Annotated in this window: 9 protein-coding genes, 1 tRNA gene and 1 pseudogene; 7 read left to right on the top strand and 4 right to left on the bottom strand. The window is 70.9% G+C overall.

The genetic code is table 11. The features are described from left to right. Window positions 1–21 precede the first annotated feature (21 nt). The 3 genes and pseudogenes from pheT (at window position 22) to U8525_RS10700 (ending at window position 3,078) form a co-directional block, all read left to right on the top strand. Complete coding sequence (pheT, locus tag U8525_RS10710) at window positions 22–2,436, top strand: phenylalanine--tRNA ligase subunit beta (RefSeq protein ID WP_374264427.1); 2,415 nt, start codon at window positions 22–24, stop codon at window positions 2,434–2,436. Between the two features lie 93 nt (window positions 2,437–2,529). After that, window positions 2,530–2,808, top strand: a pseudogene (locus tag U8525_RS10705) (integration host factor subunit alpha); the annotation flags it as partial. Between the two features lie 193 nt (window positions 2,809–3,001). After that, a tRNA-Pro gene (locus tag U8525_RS10700) sits at window positions 3,002–3,078 on the top strand. A gap of 81 nt (window positions 3,079–3,159) precedes the next feature. Here U8525_RS10700 and U8525_RS10695 read toward each other — a convergent pair. Both U8525_RS10695 and U8525_RS10690 read right to left on the bottom strand, forming a co-directional pair. After that, window positions 3,160–4,770 (bottom strand): glycoside hydrolase domain-containing protein, encoded by a 1,611-nt coding sequence (locus U8525_RS10695; protein WP_374264424.1) that lies wholly within the window; start codon window positions 4,768–4,770, stop codon window positions 3,160–3,162. Window positions 4,771–5,376: 606 nt separating this feature from the next. Beyond that, window positions 5,377–5,553 carry a zinc ribbon domain-containing protein gene (locus U8525_RS10690; RefSeq protein ID WP_374264422.1) on the bottom strand — a complete coding sequence of 59 codons (177 nt, stop codon included), beginning with the start codon at window positions 5,551–5,553 and terminating at the stop codon, window positions 5,377–5,379. A gap of 365 nt (window positions 5,554–5,918) precedes the next feature. On the opposite strand from U8525_RS10690, the gene U8525_RS10685 reads away from it, so the two are divergent. Next, complete coding sequence (locus U8525_RS10685; protein ID WP_374264420.1) at window positions 5,919–7,016, top strand: hypothetical protein; 1,098 nt, start codon at window positions 5,919–5,921, stop codon at window positions 7,014–7,016. Window positions 7,017–7,055: 39 nt separating this feature from the next. On the opposite strand, the gene U8525_RS10680 is transcribed toward U8525_RS10685, so the two are convergent. Further along, on the bottom strand, window positions 7,056–9,497 hold the full coding sequence (locus U8525_RS10680) for a penicillin acylase family protein (protein ID WP_374264417.1): 2,442 nt from the start codon (window positions 9,495–9,497) through the stop codon (window positions 7,056–7,058). A 123-nt stretch (window positions 9,498–9,620) separates the two neighbouring features. Here U8525_RS10680 and U8525_RS10675 point away from each other — a divergent pair, with 123 nt between their 5' ends. From U8525_RS10675 to U8525_RS10665, 3 genes are all read left to right on the top strand, one after another. Beyond that, window positions 9,621–9,983 (top strand): YciI family protein, encoded by a 363-nt coding sequence (locus U8525_RS10675; protein ID WP_374264415.1) that lies wholly within the window; start codon window positions 9,621–9,623, stop codon window positions 9,981–9,983. A gap of 332 nt (window positions 9,984–10,315) precedes the next feature. Next, the gene (locus U8525_RS10670) at window positions 10,316–12,964 is read left to right on the top strand and encodes a hypothetical protein (RefSeq protein ID WP_374264413.1); all 2,649 of its coding nucleotides are present in this window, start codon (window positions 10,316–10,318) and stop codon (window positions 12,962–12,964) included. Continuing rightward, window positions 12,961–15,747, top strand: coding sequence for a hypothetical protein (locus tag U8525_RS10665; protein WP_374264411.1), 2,787 nt, complete (start codon window positions 12,961–12,963; stop codon window positions 15,745–15,747). Before U8525_RS10670 ends, U8525_RS10665 begins: the two co-directional genes overlap by 4 nt. Before the next feature lie 3 nt (window positions 15,748–15,750). On the opposite strand, the gene U8525_RS10660 is transcribed toward U8525_RS10665, so the two are convergent. Next, window positions 15,751–16,899, bottom strand: coding sequence for a hypothetical protein (locus U8525_RS10660; protein WP_374264409.1), 1,149 nt, complete (start codon window positions 16,897–16,899; stop codon window positions 15,751–15,753). Window positions 16,900–17,002: the final 103 nt, after the last annotated feature.

The raw sequence follows: 17,002 nt of genomic DNA, 5'->3' as shown, positions 1-17,002 counted from the left end.
CCAGGCAAGAGGACAAACCCTGTGAAGATTTCAGTGAAGTGGCTGGGTGATTATGTCGCGCTGCCGCCGTCCGTGGACGAGCTGGCGCGCAAGCTGACCGCGGCGGGGCTGGAGATCGAGGGCGTGGAGCGCCCCGGCGAGGGCCTGCGCGGCGTGGTGGTGGCGCAGATCCGCGAGTCGGTGCAGCACCCCAACGCGGACAAGCTGTCCGTCACGCAGGTGGACATCGGCGGCTCCGCGCTGTTCCAGGTGGTGTGCGGCGCGAAGAACTTCAAGGTCGGCGACAAGGTGCCGCTGGCCACGGTGGGCGCGAAGCTGCCCAACGGCATGGAGATCAAGCAGGCCGCGCTCCGGGGCGTGGACAGCTTCGGCATGCTCTGCTCGGCGAAGGAGCTGGGCATCACCGAGGACTCGGCCGGCCTGCTCATCCTGCCCGCGGACACGAAGCTGGGCATCCCCATCGCGGAGGCGCTGGGGCTGGATGACTCCGTGCTGGAGGTGAACGTCACCCCGAACCGGCCGGACGCGCTCAGCCACCTGGGCATCGCGCGCGAGGTGGGCGTGGTGACGGGGGCGCCGCTGAAGCCGCCGCAGCCCAGGCCCGTCGAGTCCGGCAAGGCCGTGGCGGAGCTGGTGAAGGTGCGCATCGACGCGAAGGAGCGCTGCTCGCGCTACGCGGCGCGGGTGGTGGAGGGCCTCACCGTCCAGCCGTCGCCGCAGTGGATGCAGGACCGGCTGAAGGCGTGCGGCGTGCGCGCCATCAACAACGTGGTGGACGTCACCAACTACGTGCTCCTGGAGTATGGCCAGCCGCTGCACGCGTTCGACCTGGAGAAGGTGGCGGGCCAGGAGATCGTCGTCCGCACCGCGAAGCCGGGCGAGAAGCTGCGCACGCTGGACGACAAGGAGCGGACGCTGGACGCGGACGACCTGGTCATCGCGGACCGCGACCGGGCGCAGGCGCTGGCGGGCGTGATGGGCGGCGGCGACAGCGAGGTGACGCAGGGCACGAAGCGCATCGTCATCGAGTCCGCGCACTTCCACGGCTCCGGCGTGCGCCGGTCCGCGAAGCGCTACGCGCTGCACACGGAGGCGTCGCACCGCTTCGAGCGCGGGGCGGACCTGGACGCGGTGCTGCCGGCGTTGGATCGGGCCGCGCAGCTCATCGCGGAGCTGTCGGGCGGCACGGTGGCGCCGGGCCGGGTGGACGTGCAGCCCGAGCCCCTGGCGCCGCGCCGGGCGACGCTGCGCTACGGCCGGGTGGAGAAGGTGCTGGGCGTGGCGGTGCCGGAGGCGGAGGTCCGGCGCATCCTGACGGCGCTGGGCTTCAGGGCCGTGGACGAGTCCCAGGGCCAGACGACGTTCGAGGTGCCGCGGGCGCGCGTGGACGTGGAGCGCGAGGAGGACCTGCTGGAGGAGGTCGCCCGCGTGTACGGCTACGACAACATCCCGGCGAGGCTGCCGCGAGGGCTGGAGACGCTGGCGCCGGAGCCGCCGTCCATGGAGGCGGAGCGCCGGCTGCGCCACGCGCTGGGCGGGGCGGGGCTGTCCGAGGTGGTGAACTACTCGTTCGTGGCGCCGAAGTCGCTGGAGGTGCTGGGCGGGAAGGAGGCGCCCATCGCGCTCCTGAACCCGCTGAGCGTCGAGCAGTCGGTGATGCGCACGAGCCTGCTGCCGGGCCTCTTGGAGAACCTGTCGCGCAGCGTGCGCCACCAGGTGGAGTCGGTGGGCCTGTACGAGGCGGGCCGGGCGTACTTCCGGGACCCGGAGGGCGGGCAGGGGATGCGCCCCGCGGCGCGCGAGGTGCCGCGCGTGGCGGGCTTGGTGTGGGGCCTGCGCGGCGGGGGCCGGTCCTGGACGCAGAAGGACGCGCGCGTGGACTTCTACGACGCGAAGGGGGCGGTGGAGGCGCTGCTGCACGCGCTGCACGTGGAGGGCGTGGCCTTCACCCCGGCGGAGCCTCCGGCGTACCACCCTCGGAGCACGGCCCGGGTGGCGCTGAAGGACGGGACGGTGCTGGGCCACGTGGGCGAGGTGCACCCGCGCGTGGCGAAGGCGCTGGGCCTGCCGGAGGGCGTGTTCGTGTTCGAGCTGGACACGGAGCCGCTGTACGCGGCGGCGCGGCTGGTGCCGCAGGCGGAGGGGCTGCCCAGGTACCCGGCGGTGTTGCGGGACCTGGCGGTGGTGGTGCCGCTAGAGCTGCGCAACGAGGAGGTGCGCCGGGTCATCCTGGAGGTGGGGGCGCCGCTGGTGGAGGACGCGCTGGTGTTCGACGTCTACACGGGCAAGCCGATCCCCGAGGGGAAGAAGAACCTGGCGTACGCCCTGAGGTACCGCTCGCCCGAGCGGACGCTGACCGACGCGGAGGTCACGGAGGCCCACCAGCGCATCATCGCGGAGGTGAACCAGCGCCTGGGGGCGGCCCTGCGCGCCTGAATTCCTGAATGAAGTCAGGACGTTGACACGGTTCGGGGAAGGCTGACACCATGCCCCGCGTTCACCGGCCATCACGGGTGCCAGAGGACTCGCATGACGAAAGCGGACATCATCGAGGGGGTCTACGAGAAGGTCGGCTTCTCCAAGAAGGAGTCGGCGGAGATCGTAGAGCTCGTCTTCGACACCGTGAAGGAGACGTTGGAGCGCGGGGACAAGATCAAGATCTCCGGGTTCGGAAACTTCCAGGTGCGCCAGAAGAAGGCGCGCGTGGGGCGCAACCCGCAGACGGGCAAGGAGATCGAGATCAGCGCCCGTCGGGTCCTGACCTTCCGGCCGAGCCAGGTGTTGAAGAGCGCCCTGAACGGCGAGGCGCCGCCGGAGAACCACGCGGAGATCGACGCGCAGGAGGAGGCGGCGGCGGACGCGGCGGAGGCGAGGGGCGAGGACTTCGACGAGGGAATGGAAGAGGGCGACGAGTAGGTTTTTCACCGGCGCCCGTCACCTCCTGCTTGACCTGAAACGAGGGCAGGGGCATAAGGGCGCACCGTTTCACGACGGCCGTTTTCGGGGCGTAGCGCAGCCTGGTAGCGCACTTGCTTGGGGTGCAAGTGGTCGCAGGTTCAAATCCTGTCGCCCCGACCATCGAAGGCCCTGGAGTTTCCGGTGCAAGCCGGTGACTCCAGGGCCTTTGTTTTTTGGGCTCGTGGGGGCCGCAGGGAACAGCTACTGCGGCGTGACGCGATTCCGGCACAGTTGCAGGTAGCGCCGGATGAGCTGGAGCCGCGCCCGGTCGAAGGCACCGCCGTCGTCGGGGACCGCCCAGGCGTGCGGGATGAGCTGCCGGGCCACGGCGCGCGCGTACGCCGGGTCGCCCGCGTCACTCACCAGCTTCAGCCATTCGTAGTCCTGCATGCCCTGCCGGATGAGCTTCATGCGCAACGAAGGCAGGGGGATCTCCGTGGTGCCTCCGATGACCGAGGGCAGCCCCGGATAGAAGAGCGTGCCGTCGCCATTGCCATTGAAGCGGAACTGCGTCGTCCACGCGGAGAAGAGCAGGCCCACCGTCTGGTAATACAGCTCGCCGCTGGCTCCGTTGATGAAGGCCAGCCACTGCATGCCGCGCGCCTTGGCCGCCGAGCGGTCCACCATGTACGAGGGCCAGCCCTGGCCGGGGACGTTCTCCGGCGGGGGCGGCTCTCCTGGGGCGCAGCCGTGGCTCGCGCAGCTCTGGTACAGCCACAGCTCGCGGTGCGGCCGGGTGAGGAAGTCGTCGTACTTCGGGCGCTGGTTCCCCTCGTAGGGCGGCTGGGTTCCGTCGATGAAGTTCGCCAGCACGGTGATGATGTCGATGTCCTCCAACAGCCCGTGGGTCTCCAACTCGGTGACGGTGCTGGTCAGCAGCGTGCGCAAGCGCGGGGCCACCGTGCGGGTGAGCCCGGCTCGGGCCGTCACCGCCTCCCAGGTGGTGCCGTAGGGCGGCTCATCCCCCACATAGTCGAACGAGCGCGACAGCCAGCCGCGTGCCGTCGCCTCCGTCTGGAACTCCGCCAGCGACGCGCCGTCGCCTGGCCCCAGGTATTGCAAGGCCGTCATGCGCGCTCCGGGCAGGCGGTTGGGCGCGGATCCGTTGAGGAACGGCCCCCAGCGCTCACTGAACGTGTCGTAGTCCGGCAGGTCCCACGTGGGCAGGTCCACCTGACGGGGAAAGCCGCTCGCCAGGGAGATGCGGTGCTCCAACGCCATCCGGTGGAACCGCTTCAGGAGGCGCACCTGGGTGTCCACGGGGCACACCGGATCTCCGGTGAAGGCACGGCACACGTGGGGAGGCCAGAGCAGGAACGCGCTGCGCAGGGAAGAGGTGCTCGGCAGGAGGGCGTCCACCACCTGGAGGTCCACCTCCACGCGCGAGGTGAAGCCAGCACCCTTCACCGACACGGCGCCCCGGTAGGTGCCGGGCCGCGCGGTGGAGGGCACGTGCACGTCCACCCAGACCGCGCGGGACTCGCCCGCGGGCACATCGAAGGGAAAGGCCAGACGCTTCTCTCCCACCACCTCGTCCACGTCCGGCACCAGGCCATCCGGCCACCGCCCGGGCGTCGTCCCCGGAGGCGTGGGCGTCGTGATGTCCAGGAGCGCTTCCCGGTAGAGCAGCAGGTCCCCGCCTTGGATGCGCGACCGATCACCGCGCAGCTCCGGCAGGACGGCGCTCACGCCTCGCAGGCCCGACGGTCCTCCGTGAAGGACCACCTGAAAGGACACGAACTCGTTGCGCGCGGCGGTCAGGGAAACCGACCCCTGGACGCGGGGCGGCGTCTCCGGGCGCACCTTCACCATCGCGCTTTCACCCCAGATGGCTGGACGCGACGGATGCGCCCAGACGACCTGGCTTCCCAACAACAACAAACAGACCAGTCCCCGTTCAATGGCTCGCATGACTTCGCAGCCTGGACTTCGAGAGGGATTGTGGCAATCCGTTGGCACCGGTGCCCGTGAGGCATTCGCCACCGGCGGATGGTTGGCCTGCCCTCCGGGGCAGCTTGATCCTTGCTGGCGCAATTGCATGGGGAGCATGCGCAGGCTGGCGAGTCGGCCGTCCGTTGGATCCACCGACGCCAGGTACATCACCGCCGAGTCCGGCCGGAAGTCCTCGTGGCCCAAGAAGCCCTCGTAGTCATTCAGGAAGTCGCCGCAGCCATGGAGGATGAGGTGGCCGTGGTGGATCTCGATGCCGCGAGGGTGGGACGTAGGCCCGGGCATCCCGCCGGTACGCCTCGTGGAGGCCGGGCGGGGCGGGGTGGGGCAGCACCTGATCAATGCCCCTGCCGGTCATCACGTCGCCGCAGAGGAAGAGGGAGATCCGCCTCGTGTCCTGGTGAACCGGAGTCATCGCCGCCGTGCGGGCCCTTGCCCGTTCAAGGGGACAAGGGCGCCAGGACTGCTTCAGTAGGTGAGCGACTTCCGGGTGGTCACGGCGTGGGCGGAAGAGATGCGCTTCTCCACCTCCTTCGCGTCGTGGCCGCGCGGGCACTGTGGTGCTCGCTCGTCGTGCTCCTTGATGGTCATGAACGCGGTGAAGGGCTCCTGACACTTGCGGCAGAAGAACTCGTAGATGGGCATGTCGTGCTCCCCTTGAAGGTGCTCCGGTGCTGGGCGAGGCCCGCGGCCTCCGAAGGAGGATGGGGTCCGCCACCGGCGGGAGGCAGGTCACGAGGCGTCATCCCCATGCCGGGATGCCGTCTCCTTTCGTCCGACTGGCGGTCCGGGCCTGGCCGCACGGCGCCCGCACTCCCGGTGGAGAGCCCCTACGCCGGGGAGAGTGCCGGTCGCTCCCATGCCCCCCACGCAGCTTCACGGGGAGTGGTGCGCAAGTGGACAGCGCCTTTCCGCACAGGGCAACTCCGAGCGGTCGAGCGCCGACAATACCCAGGGCCCGCGAAAGGTAGGATGCAGGCCCTCGAGTACCCGCAGCCGGAGACAGGCCCTTGATCAGCTCCCTCATCCGTCAAGTCGTCACCGCAGTCCAGACGGCGGTGACGAAGCCCCCGGTGGCCCAGCCTCCGCCTGCGCCCCCTCCTGCCGCCGCTCCCTACTTCCAGGACGGTCTGGACGCGTCAAAGGCCGGGCCCGTGAACCTCAGCGGCTACGGGAACACGCCTTCGGCCACGGCTCCCGCGAGCGTGGACTCGCCTCTGACGAAGGCGAGCAGCGGGGAGAAGGTCGGCCCGGAGCTCATCCACCTGGACGCCGGCTGGACGCCCCAGGGGCAGGGCTACGACGCCGGGCGCGGCGAAGTGCTCACGACCTATTACAACGACGACCACCGGGTGCTCCTGTCGGTGCAGGACAAGGACTCGGGCAAGGAGACACATCAGGCCGTGCTGGGTGGACCTCCGCCCGCGGGCCCTCCCAGCCATGGCGGCGGCGTCTCGACGGACGGCGATCACGTCTACGTCTCCGACACGAAGCACATCTACGTCTACACGCGCGAGGAGATCGAAGCGGCCCAGAGCGAGTGCCGCGAGGCCATGCCCTCCCAGGTCATGGATGTCCCCAAGCCTGATGGACTGACCGATCCCGCCACCGGCATCGGGCTCGTGTCCTCCGGCAGCTTCATGACCATCAAGGACGGCTACGCGTACGTCGGTGGCTACAGCCCGGACGGCGATGGCAAGGCGGGCGCCGTCTGGCGTTACGAGATCGACGAGAAGACCGGCGCGCTCGTCGAGGACTCGCGCGAAGGCCCCATCCGCGCTCCGGACCGCGCGCAGGGGATGACCGTCGTCGACGGGGCCATCCTCTTCACCACGGGCGACCACAAGCTCATCTACCAGCCGTTCACGTCCACCGAGGACACCTTCTCGGCGGACATCGACAAGCGGGCGGACATCAGCAATGGGCTCATCGACCCCTACGCCCAGGGCATCAACATCATCGATGGCGAGCTGTGGGTCACCTACGAGAGCGGCTCGCACAAGTACCGCGACAACGTCGACAAGCCCCGCGATCACATCCAGCGCATCCCTCTGGAGGATCTGGACCTCGCGGCGGCCTGCCTGACGGCGGATCAGCTCGACAGCTGAGCGGCCGGGGCCGGACACCTGGCCCCGGCGCCACCTCCGCTACTCGAGCTTCGACGTGGCGTCGATGCTCAGCTCCAGCGTCGTGAGCTCCGGATCCGCGAGGAGGTCGGCCTGCTCGAAGCGCACGGGACGGAGGTGCTTGCCGGAGAAGAGGTCCGTCTGGTCCGCGAAGTGCGGCGACGCGGGATCCGTGGACTCCGCGTAGGAGAGGACCGCGTTCGCCTTGGGGCCCTCGGGCGTGAACTCCATCACCATCAGGAAGCTGGTTCCGAAGTCGACCAGATAACCTTGAGGCGTGAGCCCCGTGCCAGGGGAGAGCAGCGGGCCCTGCGGCTGGGACTGCGGCAGCAGCGTCGCGTTCGCTCCAGAGAATCCCACGACGTTGGTGACCCCCTCGAAGGCCGCGCCGCCGTGCAGCGGCACCTTGCGGTCTTCCTTCCACGCGAACTGCACGTCCCCCAGCTTCGCTCCCACCGCGATGCCTGCCTTGCCCAGGAGCGCCACGGCTTCGCCCAGCTTCTGGTTCACCGGGTCCACTCCGGTCTCCGGTGCGGGCACCAGCCCGGCCGGCGTCACCGTCGCTCGCGCGGGATCGAAGGGCTGCGCGAAGAGGGCTCCCTGATCCACGAGGTCGGAGCGGCTGAAGCCATTCAGGAACTCGCGCCAGACGATGGCTCCCTGGGCGTCCAGGTCCAGCCTGCCGTCCCAGGCGCTGAGCAGCTGGCACGCCTCCGTGATGTCCACCGGCGCGCCCTCGACGATGACCGGGTCCGCGCCCTGGCAGCGCTGCACCACCGCCGTGCGCAGCTGCTCCGCCACCCAGGTCCGGTTGCTCAGGATGGCCTGCTCGGCCTCCTCCCGCGTGAAGCGCCCGTCGCTGCCGGCCGCGGCGGTGGCTCCTTCCTCCGTGATGAGGGTGAGGTTCATGTGCGAACGCGTGCTCAGTCGCCCTCGCGTCCCGAAGATCTCGTAGAGGAAGGGCAGATCTCGCAGGGGCTCGGCGGGGTTCGTGAACGTCGCTGGATCATTCGCGTTCATCACGAAGTCCGTCCGGCGCAGCTGTGGCATGACCGTCGTCGGCACCAGGCCGTGCGTCTCGCTGTCCAGGCCCACCCATTCGTCTCGCGACGTGCTGCCGTCCAGCAGGACGAGCCCCAACGACGCGAACACCGGCGCGTCCGGCGTGGACTCGAGCGAGTCGCGATACGCCGCGACCGTCGCCGCGCTCAAATACGGGACCCGGGACGCGTCCACGTAGCGCGTGTTGCCGTCGGCGCTCACCAGGAGCGTGTTCACCCAGGGCGCTCCTCGCACCGTGCGCTCCACGTCCGCGGCCTCGTCGAGGGTGCGCGCCGTGTTCATCCGCAGCCAGTGCTCCGTGAACCCCGGGTTGTCCTCCGTGGCGTCGCGCGTCGTGTAGGCGACCTCGCTCGTCCAGTCCGCTCCCGGGCCCGCCAGGATGGGGCCGTAGTGGCTGCGCCAGAACGTGCGCGACTCCCTCGTCATGCTGCCGTCGTCCCCTCGCACGTCGACGGTGACGGTCTGCGACGTCATGCGGCGGGTCGCTCCGTCATACACGTAGGCGGTGGGGTCTCCCGGCGTGAGCTTGAGTCGGTACAGCGTCAGGTGGCTCGACGCCGTTACCGTGTGCGTCCACGCGATGTCCCGGTTGAAGCCGATGTTGATGGCCGGCACGCCCAGCAGCGACACGCCGTACACGTCGAGCTTGCCGGGGATGGTCTGGTGGCTCTCGTGGAAGCGGAGGCTGCCCTCCCAGGGGAAGTGCGGGTTCGCGACGAGCATGCCCCGGCCGCTCGCGGTCTTCTCGCGGCCCAGCGCCCAGCCGTTGCTGCCCAGCTCGTCCTTGCGTGGTGACAGCGCGAGCGGGCGCGACTGGGGCCCGCGTCCTTCCGCCTGCGCGGTCGGAGGCTGCGCGTTCCCCACGTAGCCCAGGAGCGGGATCAGCGTGTCGAACAGCGACAGGTCCAGGTGGTACGCCGTCAGATCGTAGGCGCTGATGGGCTTCACCCACTCGGCGCCCCGGCACGGCGCGGGGCGCTGATCCGCCGGCACGTCCGCGAGGTACTGGTTGTAGCCAGCGGCATAGCCCTGCACCAGGTCCCGCAGCGCCTGCGACTGCTCCGCGAAGGTGGCCTCGGCGCGGGTCCTCAGCGCGAGCCCCCGGTAGGTGAAGTCGCTTTCGAGGTAGGCATCCTGGGGGCCCCGGCCCAGGTAGCGCGCGCGCTCGCCGCGGACCTTGAGGAACTGGTCCGCGAGGATGCAGACCGCGTCCTGCGCCTGCGCGTAGCCGATGCCGGCGCCCAGGCCGCGGTAGCCGTCCGCCTGGATGTGGGGGACGCCGTAGGAGGTCCGGTGGACGGTGGCCCTGAGCCGGGTGGGAGCGGGCGGGTCGTCGTTCTTGCATCCGCTGAACGCCGTCAGGGTCAGCAGCAGGGACAGGGAGAAGGGCGCGGTACGCATGGGTCAGCCTCGCATTCAGGGCTGACAAGGCTATTCGTCCAAAGTCCGTTATCCATGGTCCGGCGGGGAGTGGTGGCCTCGTCAGACCCATGGCGTAGGCTGCGCCCCAAAAAGGAGCAGGCCATGTCGTACATGCTGGTGGTGATGCAGACCGGTGGCGGGAAGCCCCAGACGGCGGAGGAGAAGCGCGTCGCGGCGGACCGGATGGCGAGGATGCAGCGCTTCGGGGCGGCGCTCCAGGCGCGCGGGATCCTCCAGGCCGCGGACTCCCTGCGGTCGGACGCGGAGGGCGTCCGGGTGGAGCGGCGGGACGGGAAGGTCAGCTTCAGCGACGGGCCGTTCACCGAGTCCAAGGAGATCATCGGCGGCTTCTTCCTCATCGACGTGAAGACGCGCGAAGAGGCGCTGGAGCTGGCCACCCAGTGCCCCGCGGCGGAGTGGTCCACCGTCGAGGTCCGCCAGAGCGGGCCCTGCTTCGAAGAGTGAGGGCGTGAAGCCCAGAGGCAGTGGGCTGGCGGCATGCTGATGCCTGTCCTGGCCTTCTCCCCCTGGAGCTGCGCAGCTCCTTCGATGAACGCGGTCAGCGCCTCTGGGAGGACCGCAGGTTCGTCAAGGGCGAGGGCCACACGTTCATCAACCCCTGGCCCGACGACCTCGTCGTTCGCGAGCCGGAGAAAGCCTTCCAGGGGCCGCCCCGGGAGGGCTGTGCCTCCGCCGTCCCCCTGACACCGTGAGGTCCGCGGCTTCCACCTTGCGACATCCCGCCTGACTCCAGGGCGATTCGCACGGCGGTGTCCCCCGGCCATCCTCCCGGGGCCATGCCCACGACACCGAACGCCGCCCCGGAGGCGGGCTCGCCGTATCTGCCCATCCCCATTCCGGAGGCCCAGGCCTTCGCGTGGGCCGACCTGCTGACCCCCACCCGCCGGGGCCTCCAGGAGCTCTTCTCCTGGCTGGAGGCGGCGTGTGAGCCCTGTTCCCTGGACGCGGGCACCAGCACCGAACACCTCTCCACCAGCCTGCTCATCTCCGGGGCTCGTGGCTCCGGGAAGACGACTCTCCTGCTCAGCGCCGTGCAGGCGCTGCGCGACGGGAAGACCTTCGTGGGCGGAGCGGATGGCCCGGAGGCGGCCGCCCTGTCGCGGACGCTCGGCCGGATCGAACGACGCATCCTGTGGCTGGAGCCGCTCGACCTGGAGCCCGTTCCCGCCCAGGCCAACCTGCTGGCCACGCTGCTCGTCCGCGTGCGCGCCGCGCTGGACCGCCCCCGTCACGCGAAGGGGACCCACTCCGAGTCCGCCCGGTGGGCGTCCTCCATCCTGGAGGAGGGCGCGGAGGAGACGTGGGGGAAGCTGGATCACCTCATCCGCGACGCGTCGTTCATGTGGGAGGACATCCCCTCCACCACCGACGCCCGCGTGCGCGCGGAGCAGCAGATCCGCGCGTCGGAGATCTACGCCAACTTCCAGCCGCGCTTCGCCGACGCCATGGAGGACGTGTCTCGCACGCTGTCCATGCCTCGCTTCGGCGCGTCCGGGGGCGACCAGGTGGTGCTCGTGCTGCCCATCGACAACGTGGACCGCAGCATCGAGCACCTCTACAACATCGTGAAGCTCACGCGCATGGTGGCCAGCCGCCACCTGTGGTTCGTCCTGGCCGCCGGCCACCAGGAGTTCCAGCGCTTCATGGAGCGCTCCTTCCAGAAGGAGCTCATCATCTCCGGTCAGGCCGGCATCGGCTCGCGCGGCCAGGAGGAGACGCTCGCCATCGCCCGGCGCCAGGCGGCCACCACGCTGCGCCGCGCGCTGCCCCCCAGCTATCGCATCGCGCTGGAGCCGGTGGCGCCCCACGAGGCCTGGCGCTTCCCCGTGGACGGGCGGGGCGAGACGCTCGGTGCGCTCCTGGCACGCCTGCCGCTCCCCACCGGCAAGCGGACGGAGTCGCGCGTGCTCGCCACCTTCGCCGACCTCTTCGACCTGGGAGGCCGGCTCACGCCCGACGTGTCGCGCAGCTACCGCGAGGCGCTCCGCACCGACGGCGCGGAGTCCCCCGAAGCCGAGCCGCGCCCGGATGAGCCGCTCCTCAACTACATGGGGAGGCTCGCGCTCACGTTGCCCGCGCGGACCCTTCAGGACCTCTGGCACTCCGTCCGGCGCGAGGTCCTGTGCTCCTCGGTGGGCACGGGCCCGAGCGCCGCTCCGGAGCAGGGCGAGGCGGTGGTCCGCATCGCCACGGAGATGCTCCGCAACGCCATCGACGAGAGCGACCTGCCGGCCTGGGCCAGCGAGCAGCTCCACCACCGCATCCTCCGGCTGGATGACCAGGGCCGCGTCTGCCTGGATCTGACCGGCAAGCCCATCCGCCGCTCCAAGCGCACCAGCCTCCATGGCGTGTTGCAGGGGCCTCCGCGCGATCCCGGTGGGAACGGGACGGGCGCGCAGGCGCGGGTGCTGGGCTCGGAGGTGCACCTGCGCCGCTTCCACGAGGTGGTGCTGGTGCTGGAGGAGCTGGAAGCGCCGGGCCGCGAAGCCTCGCTGCCCTCGAACGTCGCCGGCTGGTTCATGATCCTCCATGACGTGCTCATGCTCTTCGAGCGGCCCCGCGTGCTGAGCGCGGACGTGACGGCGCTCGAGATGAGCCCGGAGATGCTCGCCACCGTGCACGAGCTCTGGGCTGGCCGTGCTCGCGGAGAGCCCTTCGTCCAGGCCGGGTTCTGGTGGACGCCTCCCGCGTGGAACACCTTCATCGAGTTCGCCGTCCTCATCGCGCAGTGGCGCGCGTTCCTCGTGCGCCTCTCCAAGGGGGGCCTCACCGTCGGTGACGGACAGGAGGCCGCGGCGCGCGCCCGCTTCATCCAGGCCGCGTGGGTGGAGAACATCTGCTCCGTCTCCGGAATGGCGCTGGGGCGGTGGGACTGGGGCGGTGAGCACCATGGCGTCGCGTCCGTGCTGCGGGCCCGCCGGCTGGACGCCGCGCTGGAGGCCTATGATCAGCAGGTGCGCGACACCGTGGCGGAGCTCGTCGCGCGGATCCGTGAGCACAGCGCCGGATATGATCGGCTCTGGACGGCGCAGGTCTGGCTTCGCGACGTGCTGCCCCTCCAGGTCCTGCCGGAGCTCGCGCTCACCTCCGATGCGCGGAGCCTGCTGCGCCAGCCGACCGGAGTCGGCAGCCCGTCTGGCGGTTGGGACACCCTGGTGAAGGCGTGGCGCGTCCAGGCGCCACGGCTGGCGGCGTCCCGGCAGCAGCGGGTGCGCGACGCGGTGAACCGCTCCTGCGCGGCGGAGGCGTTGCGCCAGGCGCTCGGCTCGGGCGGCGGGCGCGCGTCGGAGGCGTACTATGGCTGGCTCGACGCCATGGTGGACGCCTGGTTCGCCGTGGTGGACCACGACGGTGATCCGCTGGCGGGAGTGGTGCTGGGCATGGCGCCCCGCCTGGCTCCGCCGCCCCCGGACGAGCACCCGTGAGCCGCGGAGGCGCGAGCCCGCCGCAGGGCAACCTGGCCCCACGCCGCGTCCCGGAGGCCTATGTGCGCGCGGAGGTGGCCAGCTTTCCGCTGACGAGCATCGGGGCGTTCCGCTCGGCGGTGACGGAGCTGGTGCCGTCGCTGGCTGGTGCGGCCGGCGAGCCCACGCGGGCGCTCTGGCGCGAGTGCGAGAAGAGCCTGTCCGAGCACGCCAGCGGCTGGTCGTTGGATCGGCTCATCGCCGTGCGCGACGCGTTCTGGTTCCCCTCGCGAGGACACGCAAGCCTCCGACGGGCGCCGCGCCAGGGCGTGTCGATGTTCCACTACCTCCGGCACCTCGCGGACACCCACCTGGAGCGCCGGCCCGGTGTCACCGTCATCTTCCAGGGGACGGGCGCGGAGGCGGTGGAGGCGCTGACGCACTATCGCTGGCTCACCTTCGCGATGCCGGAGGACCTGCTGCTGGCGGCCGTGCCGGTGGAGCCGCCTCCCACGCGCGTGGACATCGAACCGCCGCTGCTGGTGCGCCACCTGCTGGACCGCGGCGTGGCGGAGGTCCATCACCACGTCGGCGCGGGCATGGACTTCCCGCTGCTGTGGGCCTCGCTCCTGTCGGCCGTGGGGGATCCGGGCCTGGAGCCCCGCGCGTTGATGGGGCCAGGGCTCCCCTTCGAGGATGCGGAGGTGATGCTGCGCTGGCTGCTGGCGACGGCCGTGACCCGCTGTGTCCTCGCGGAGGTCCTGCTGCGCGCACAGCCGCCTCCGCTGCTGGAGTTCGTGCGGGGCCTCTCGGAGTCCCAGGCGTGGCTGCCGCAGCGGCGCCGCGTGCTCGCGCGGACGCTGGGGGCGCTCTCGCGGGGACGGCGGGAGGTCCTTCCCGCGCTGGATGAGCTGCGCGGCCTCTACGAGGACCTCCATCCGCTGGCGGCCCGCAACGTGTCCGATCCACCCGAGACGCTCGACGAGGTGTGGCGGCGGTGTGACCCCATCGCGATGCGGCTGCGCCTGAGCGCTCCCAACGCGGGCGAGCGCTGGCTGGTGCGATCGGGCCTGAAGCACCTGGGAGCCCTGGAGCATGCGGGCACCCATGACGTGCACTTCGACCGCCTCTTCTGGCAGGTCCAGCGCGTGCGGTGCCTCACCTACCGCGCCTATGTGCAGCGACCGCTGACTGCGGGCCTCCAGTGGTTCATCCGCTTCTATGGCCGCCCCGGAGCGATGAAGCGCCCCCTGCGCGCCGTGCGCGCGGAGGTGTCCTACGCGGTGGCGGGCGGGAATCAGCCCATCGCCGCGCTAGAGGTCCGCACGAGCCTCGCGAACGATCCCATCCGCATCGCCGAGGAGCTGGCCTCCCTCACGCGCTCGTGGCGGGGCGTGCTGGGCCGCACGGGGGCGCGCGCCGTCGGCGGACGTCCACCGGAGTTCGGCGTGGTCCTGCACCTGGTCAAGGCCCGGGACCCGGGCCGTCACTGGACGCAGGGCCTGCCCCCCGCGCATGGCATGGGCACGTACGCGGAGCCGGTGCCCGAAGGACGCGTGCGGCTGGGCGGACGGTTCTCGGACTACTTCGCCGCGCAGTCGGTGCAGGTGGAGGCGCTGGTGGATCTGCTGCGGGCGGTGCCGCTGTCGCTCTGGCTGGTGCGCGGCCTGGACGTGGCGTCGGACGAGCTGAGCGTGCCTACGTGGGTGCTGGCGCCGCTCTACCGATACGTGCGGTGGGGGGCCGCGCGCGCCGCGACCAGGCGCGAGGCACGAGGGCCTCCGCCGCTCCGCCTGACGTCGCACGTGGGCGAGGACTACCGGCACCTCATGGAGGGGCTGCGCCGCATCTACGAGAGCGTGCACTACCTGCTGGACCGCACGGGAGGGCGGCTGGGCCACGCCACCGCGCTCGGCGTGGAGCCCGGCACGTGGGCCGAGTCCGTGGGCGCGGTGATGATGCCGGCCGAGGATCGGCTGTGGGACCTGGTCTTCGAGTGGCGGTTGTATAGCGACTACCGGCTGCCACCGGCGCTGGCCGCGGACGCGCCACCCGGGCGCCCGCAGCGCGTGGAGAACCAGCTGCGCGAGCTGTCCGAGGCTGTCTTCGGCGACTGTGTCGCGCCGCACGTGCTGGCCGAAGCGCACCACGTGCTGCACAACCTCTGGTGCCCGCCGCTGGCGCGCGAGGAGGGCGGCGTGGGGCTGGACGCCTTCAGCCGCACCTTCCACCGGCTGGACTGGAGCCGGGTGCTCAACGCCGAGCAGGTCCGGAGCCTGCTCATCGCGTACCGGGAGGACGAGCGCGTGTTCCAGCGCGGGCAGCAGTTGGTGGACATCCCGCTGGATGCGTCGGAGGTGGCCGCGCTCCGGTCGGCGCAGGACGCGATGCTCCGGCACGTGGGCGCGCGCGGGACCGTCGTGGAGGTGAACCCGTCCAGCAACCTGCTCATCGGCAACCTGCTGGACCTGCGCAACCATCCCATCCTGCGGCTCTATCCGCCGGTCGCGGAGGAAGGCGCACCGCCGCCCGTGCCCATCGCGGTGGGCGCGGACGACCCTGTCACGTTCTCCACCTTCCTCCTGCGCGAATACTCGCTGCTGCACGAAGCGGCACGCAGCGCGGGCTACTCCGAGCGGGTCGTGTACGAATGGCTGTCCACCATCCGCCAGACGAGCATGGACGCGCGCTTCACCACGCCCTGGCGCCCCGACGCCCTGCGCATGGCGGACGCGCTGCTGGACGCGCTGGCCCGCTTCGCCCGTCGCGCCGTGCCCCGCCACGAAGCCTCCGCGCCTGTCTGAGCGTCACCGCGTCGCCGACGTCGGCGCACGCGGCGGCGTCGCGCCGGAGGGACTGGACGGAGGCAACACCTTCTCCGACTGGCCCAGGAGCCGGCTCAGCACCTTGTCCATGATGGAGCCGAGGAGCTTGTCCGCGGACCAGCCCGCGACGACCGCCAGCGCCACCAGCGTGAAGAACACGGCCTGATCATCGCTCACGACGATGTGGAGGACGGCGGAGCTGGCGTCGACGCGGGTGGCCCCGGCCCGCGTGTCCACCGACAGCAGCATGCGCGACTGCTCCAGGAAGAGGAGCATCAGCGCCGCGAACGCCCCGATGATGGGCTTCACCATCAGGTGGTAGGCGAAGAAGCGGCCCGTCGCCCCCGTGGCGACGACGAAGCGCTCCTTCGACAGCATGTTGGAGAGGATGGCCCCCGAGGCCCCCGCGAAAGCGATCAGCAGCAGGCCCCTGGGCACCAGGTCCCTCGGCCAGGTCTGAAGCAGCTCCCGGGAGAGGAGCAAGAAGGAGGCGACGAAGACCGCCAGCAACAGCAGCGTGCTGAAGACCTGCAACGACACGTTGATGGAGAGCTGCCAGAACGTCTTGTCCACCTGCTGGTTGACGGTGTCGAGCGCCCCGCGAAGCACGCTGCGGCAGTAACGACCCTGCTCCGCGTCGAGGGGAGGGGGCGCGGCGGCGCTTCCGGGCCCGTCCACCCGGGCGAGCCCGCGGACGCACCGGGGCAGGGGACCGCTCGCCTTGTCCGCGCCGAGCCAGAGCTGGGCTCGCGCCCCGTCCGTCACCCGGCGCTCGAACTGCTGTTGGATCTCCAGCGCCCGGGGCGCCAGCAGGTGCGGAGGCATCACGAGCAGCAGCAGCCCGTCCACCTCGTGGATGAGCTCCCAGAAGGAGAAGGACCAGCGCCCCATGGGCTTGTCCAGGCACCACCGGGCGGCCTCCAGCTTCTCCTGGCATTGCTCCAGGATGGCCGTGTCCTCGGCGGTGAGGTCCGTGCGGATCCGGCACAGCGCGAGGAGCGAGGCGTCGCTCTCCACCCTGTTCCAGAGCAGCTGGGTGGCCGAGCCAAACCCCCGCCGCCGCCGCTGGAAGCCCACGCGCTTCAGCAGCTCCGGCAGCGGAGAGTCTGGGTGCGTGTCGGCGGCCGCCATGGGGCACACATGGCCACGGCGCGCGCTCGTGACAAGTCACCAGCCCGGTGCGGCGCGTCAATGTCATGCGTTACCGCGCATACGCGGTGAGATTTGATTAGCT

Origin of the sequence: Corallococcus sp. RDP092CA, assembly GCF_041903675.1 — a bacterium.
In the GTDB taxonomy this organism is placed as follows: domain Bacteria; phylum Myxococcota; class Myxococcia; order Myxococcales; family Myxococcaceae; genus Corallococcus.
Note: the sequence above shows the minus strand (reverse complement) of the source record. Positions and strands in the feature narration are given on the sequence as shown.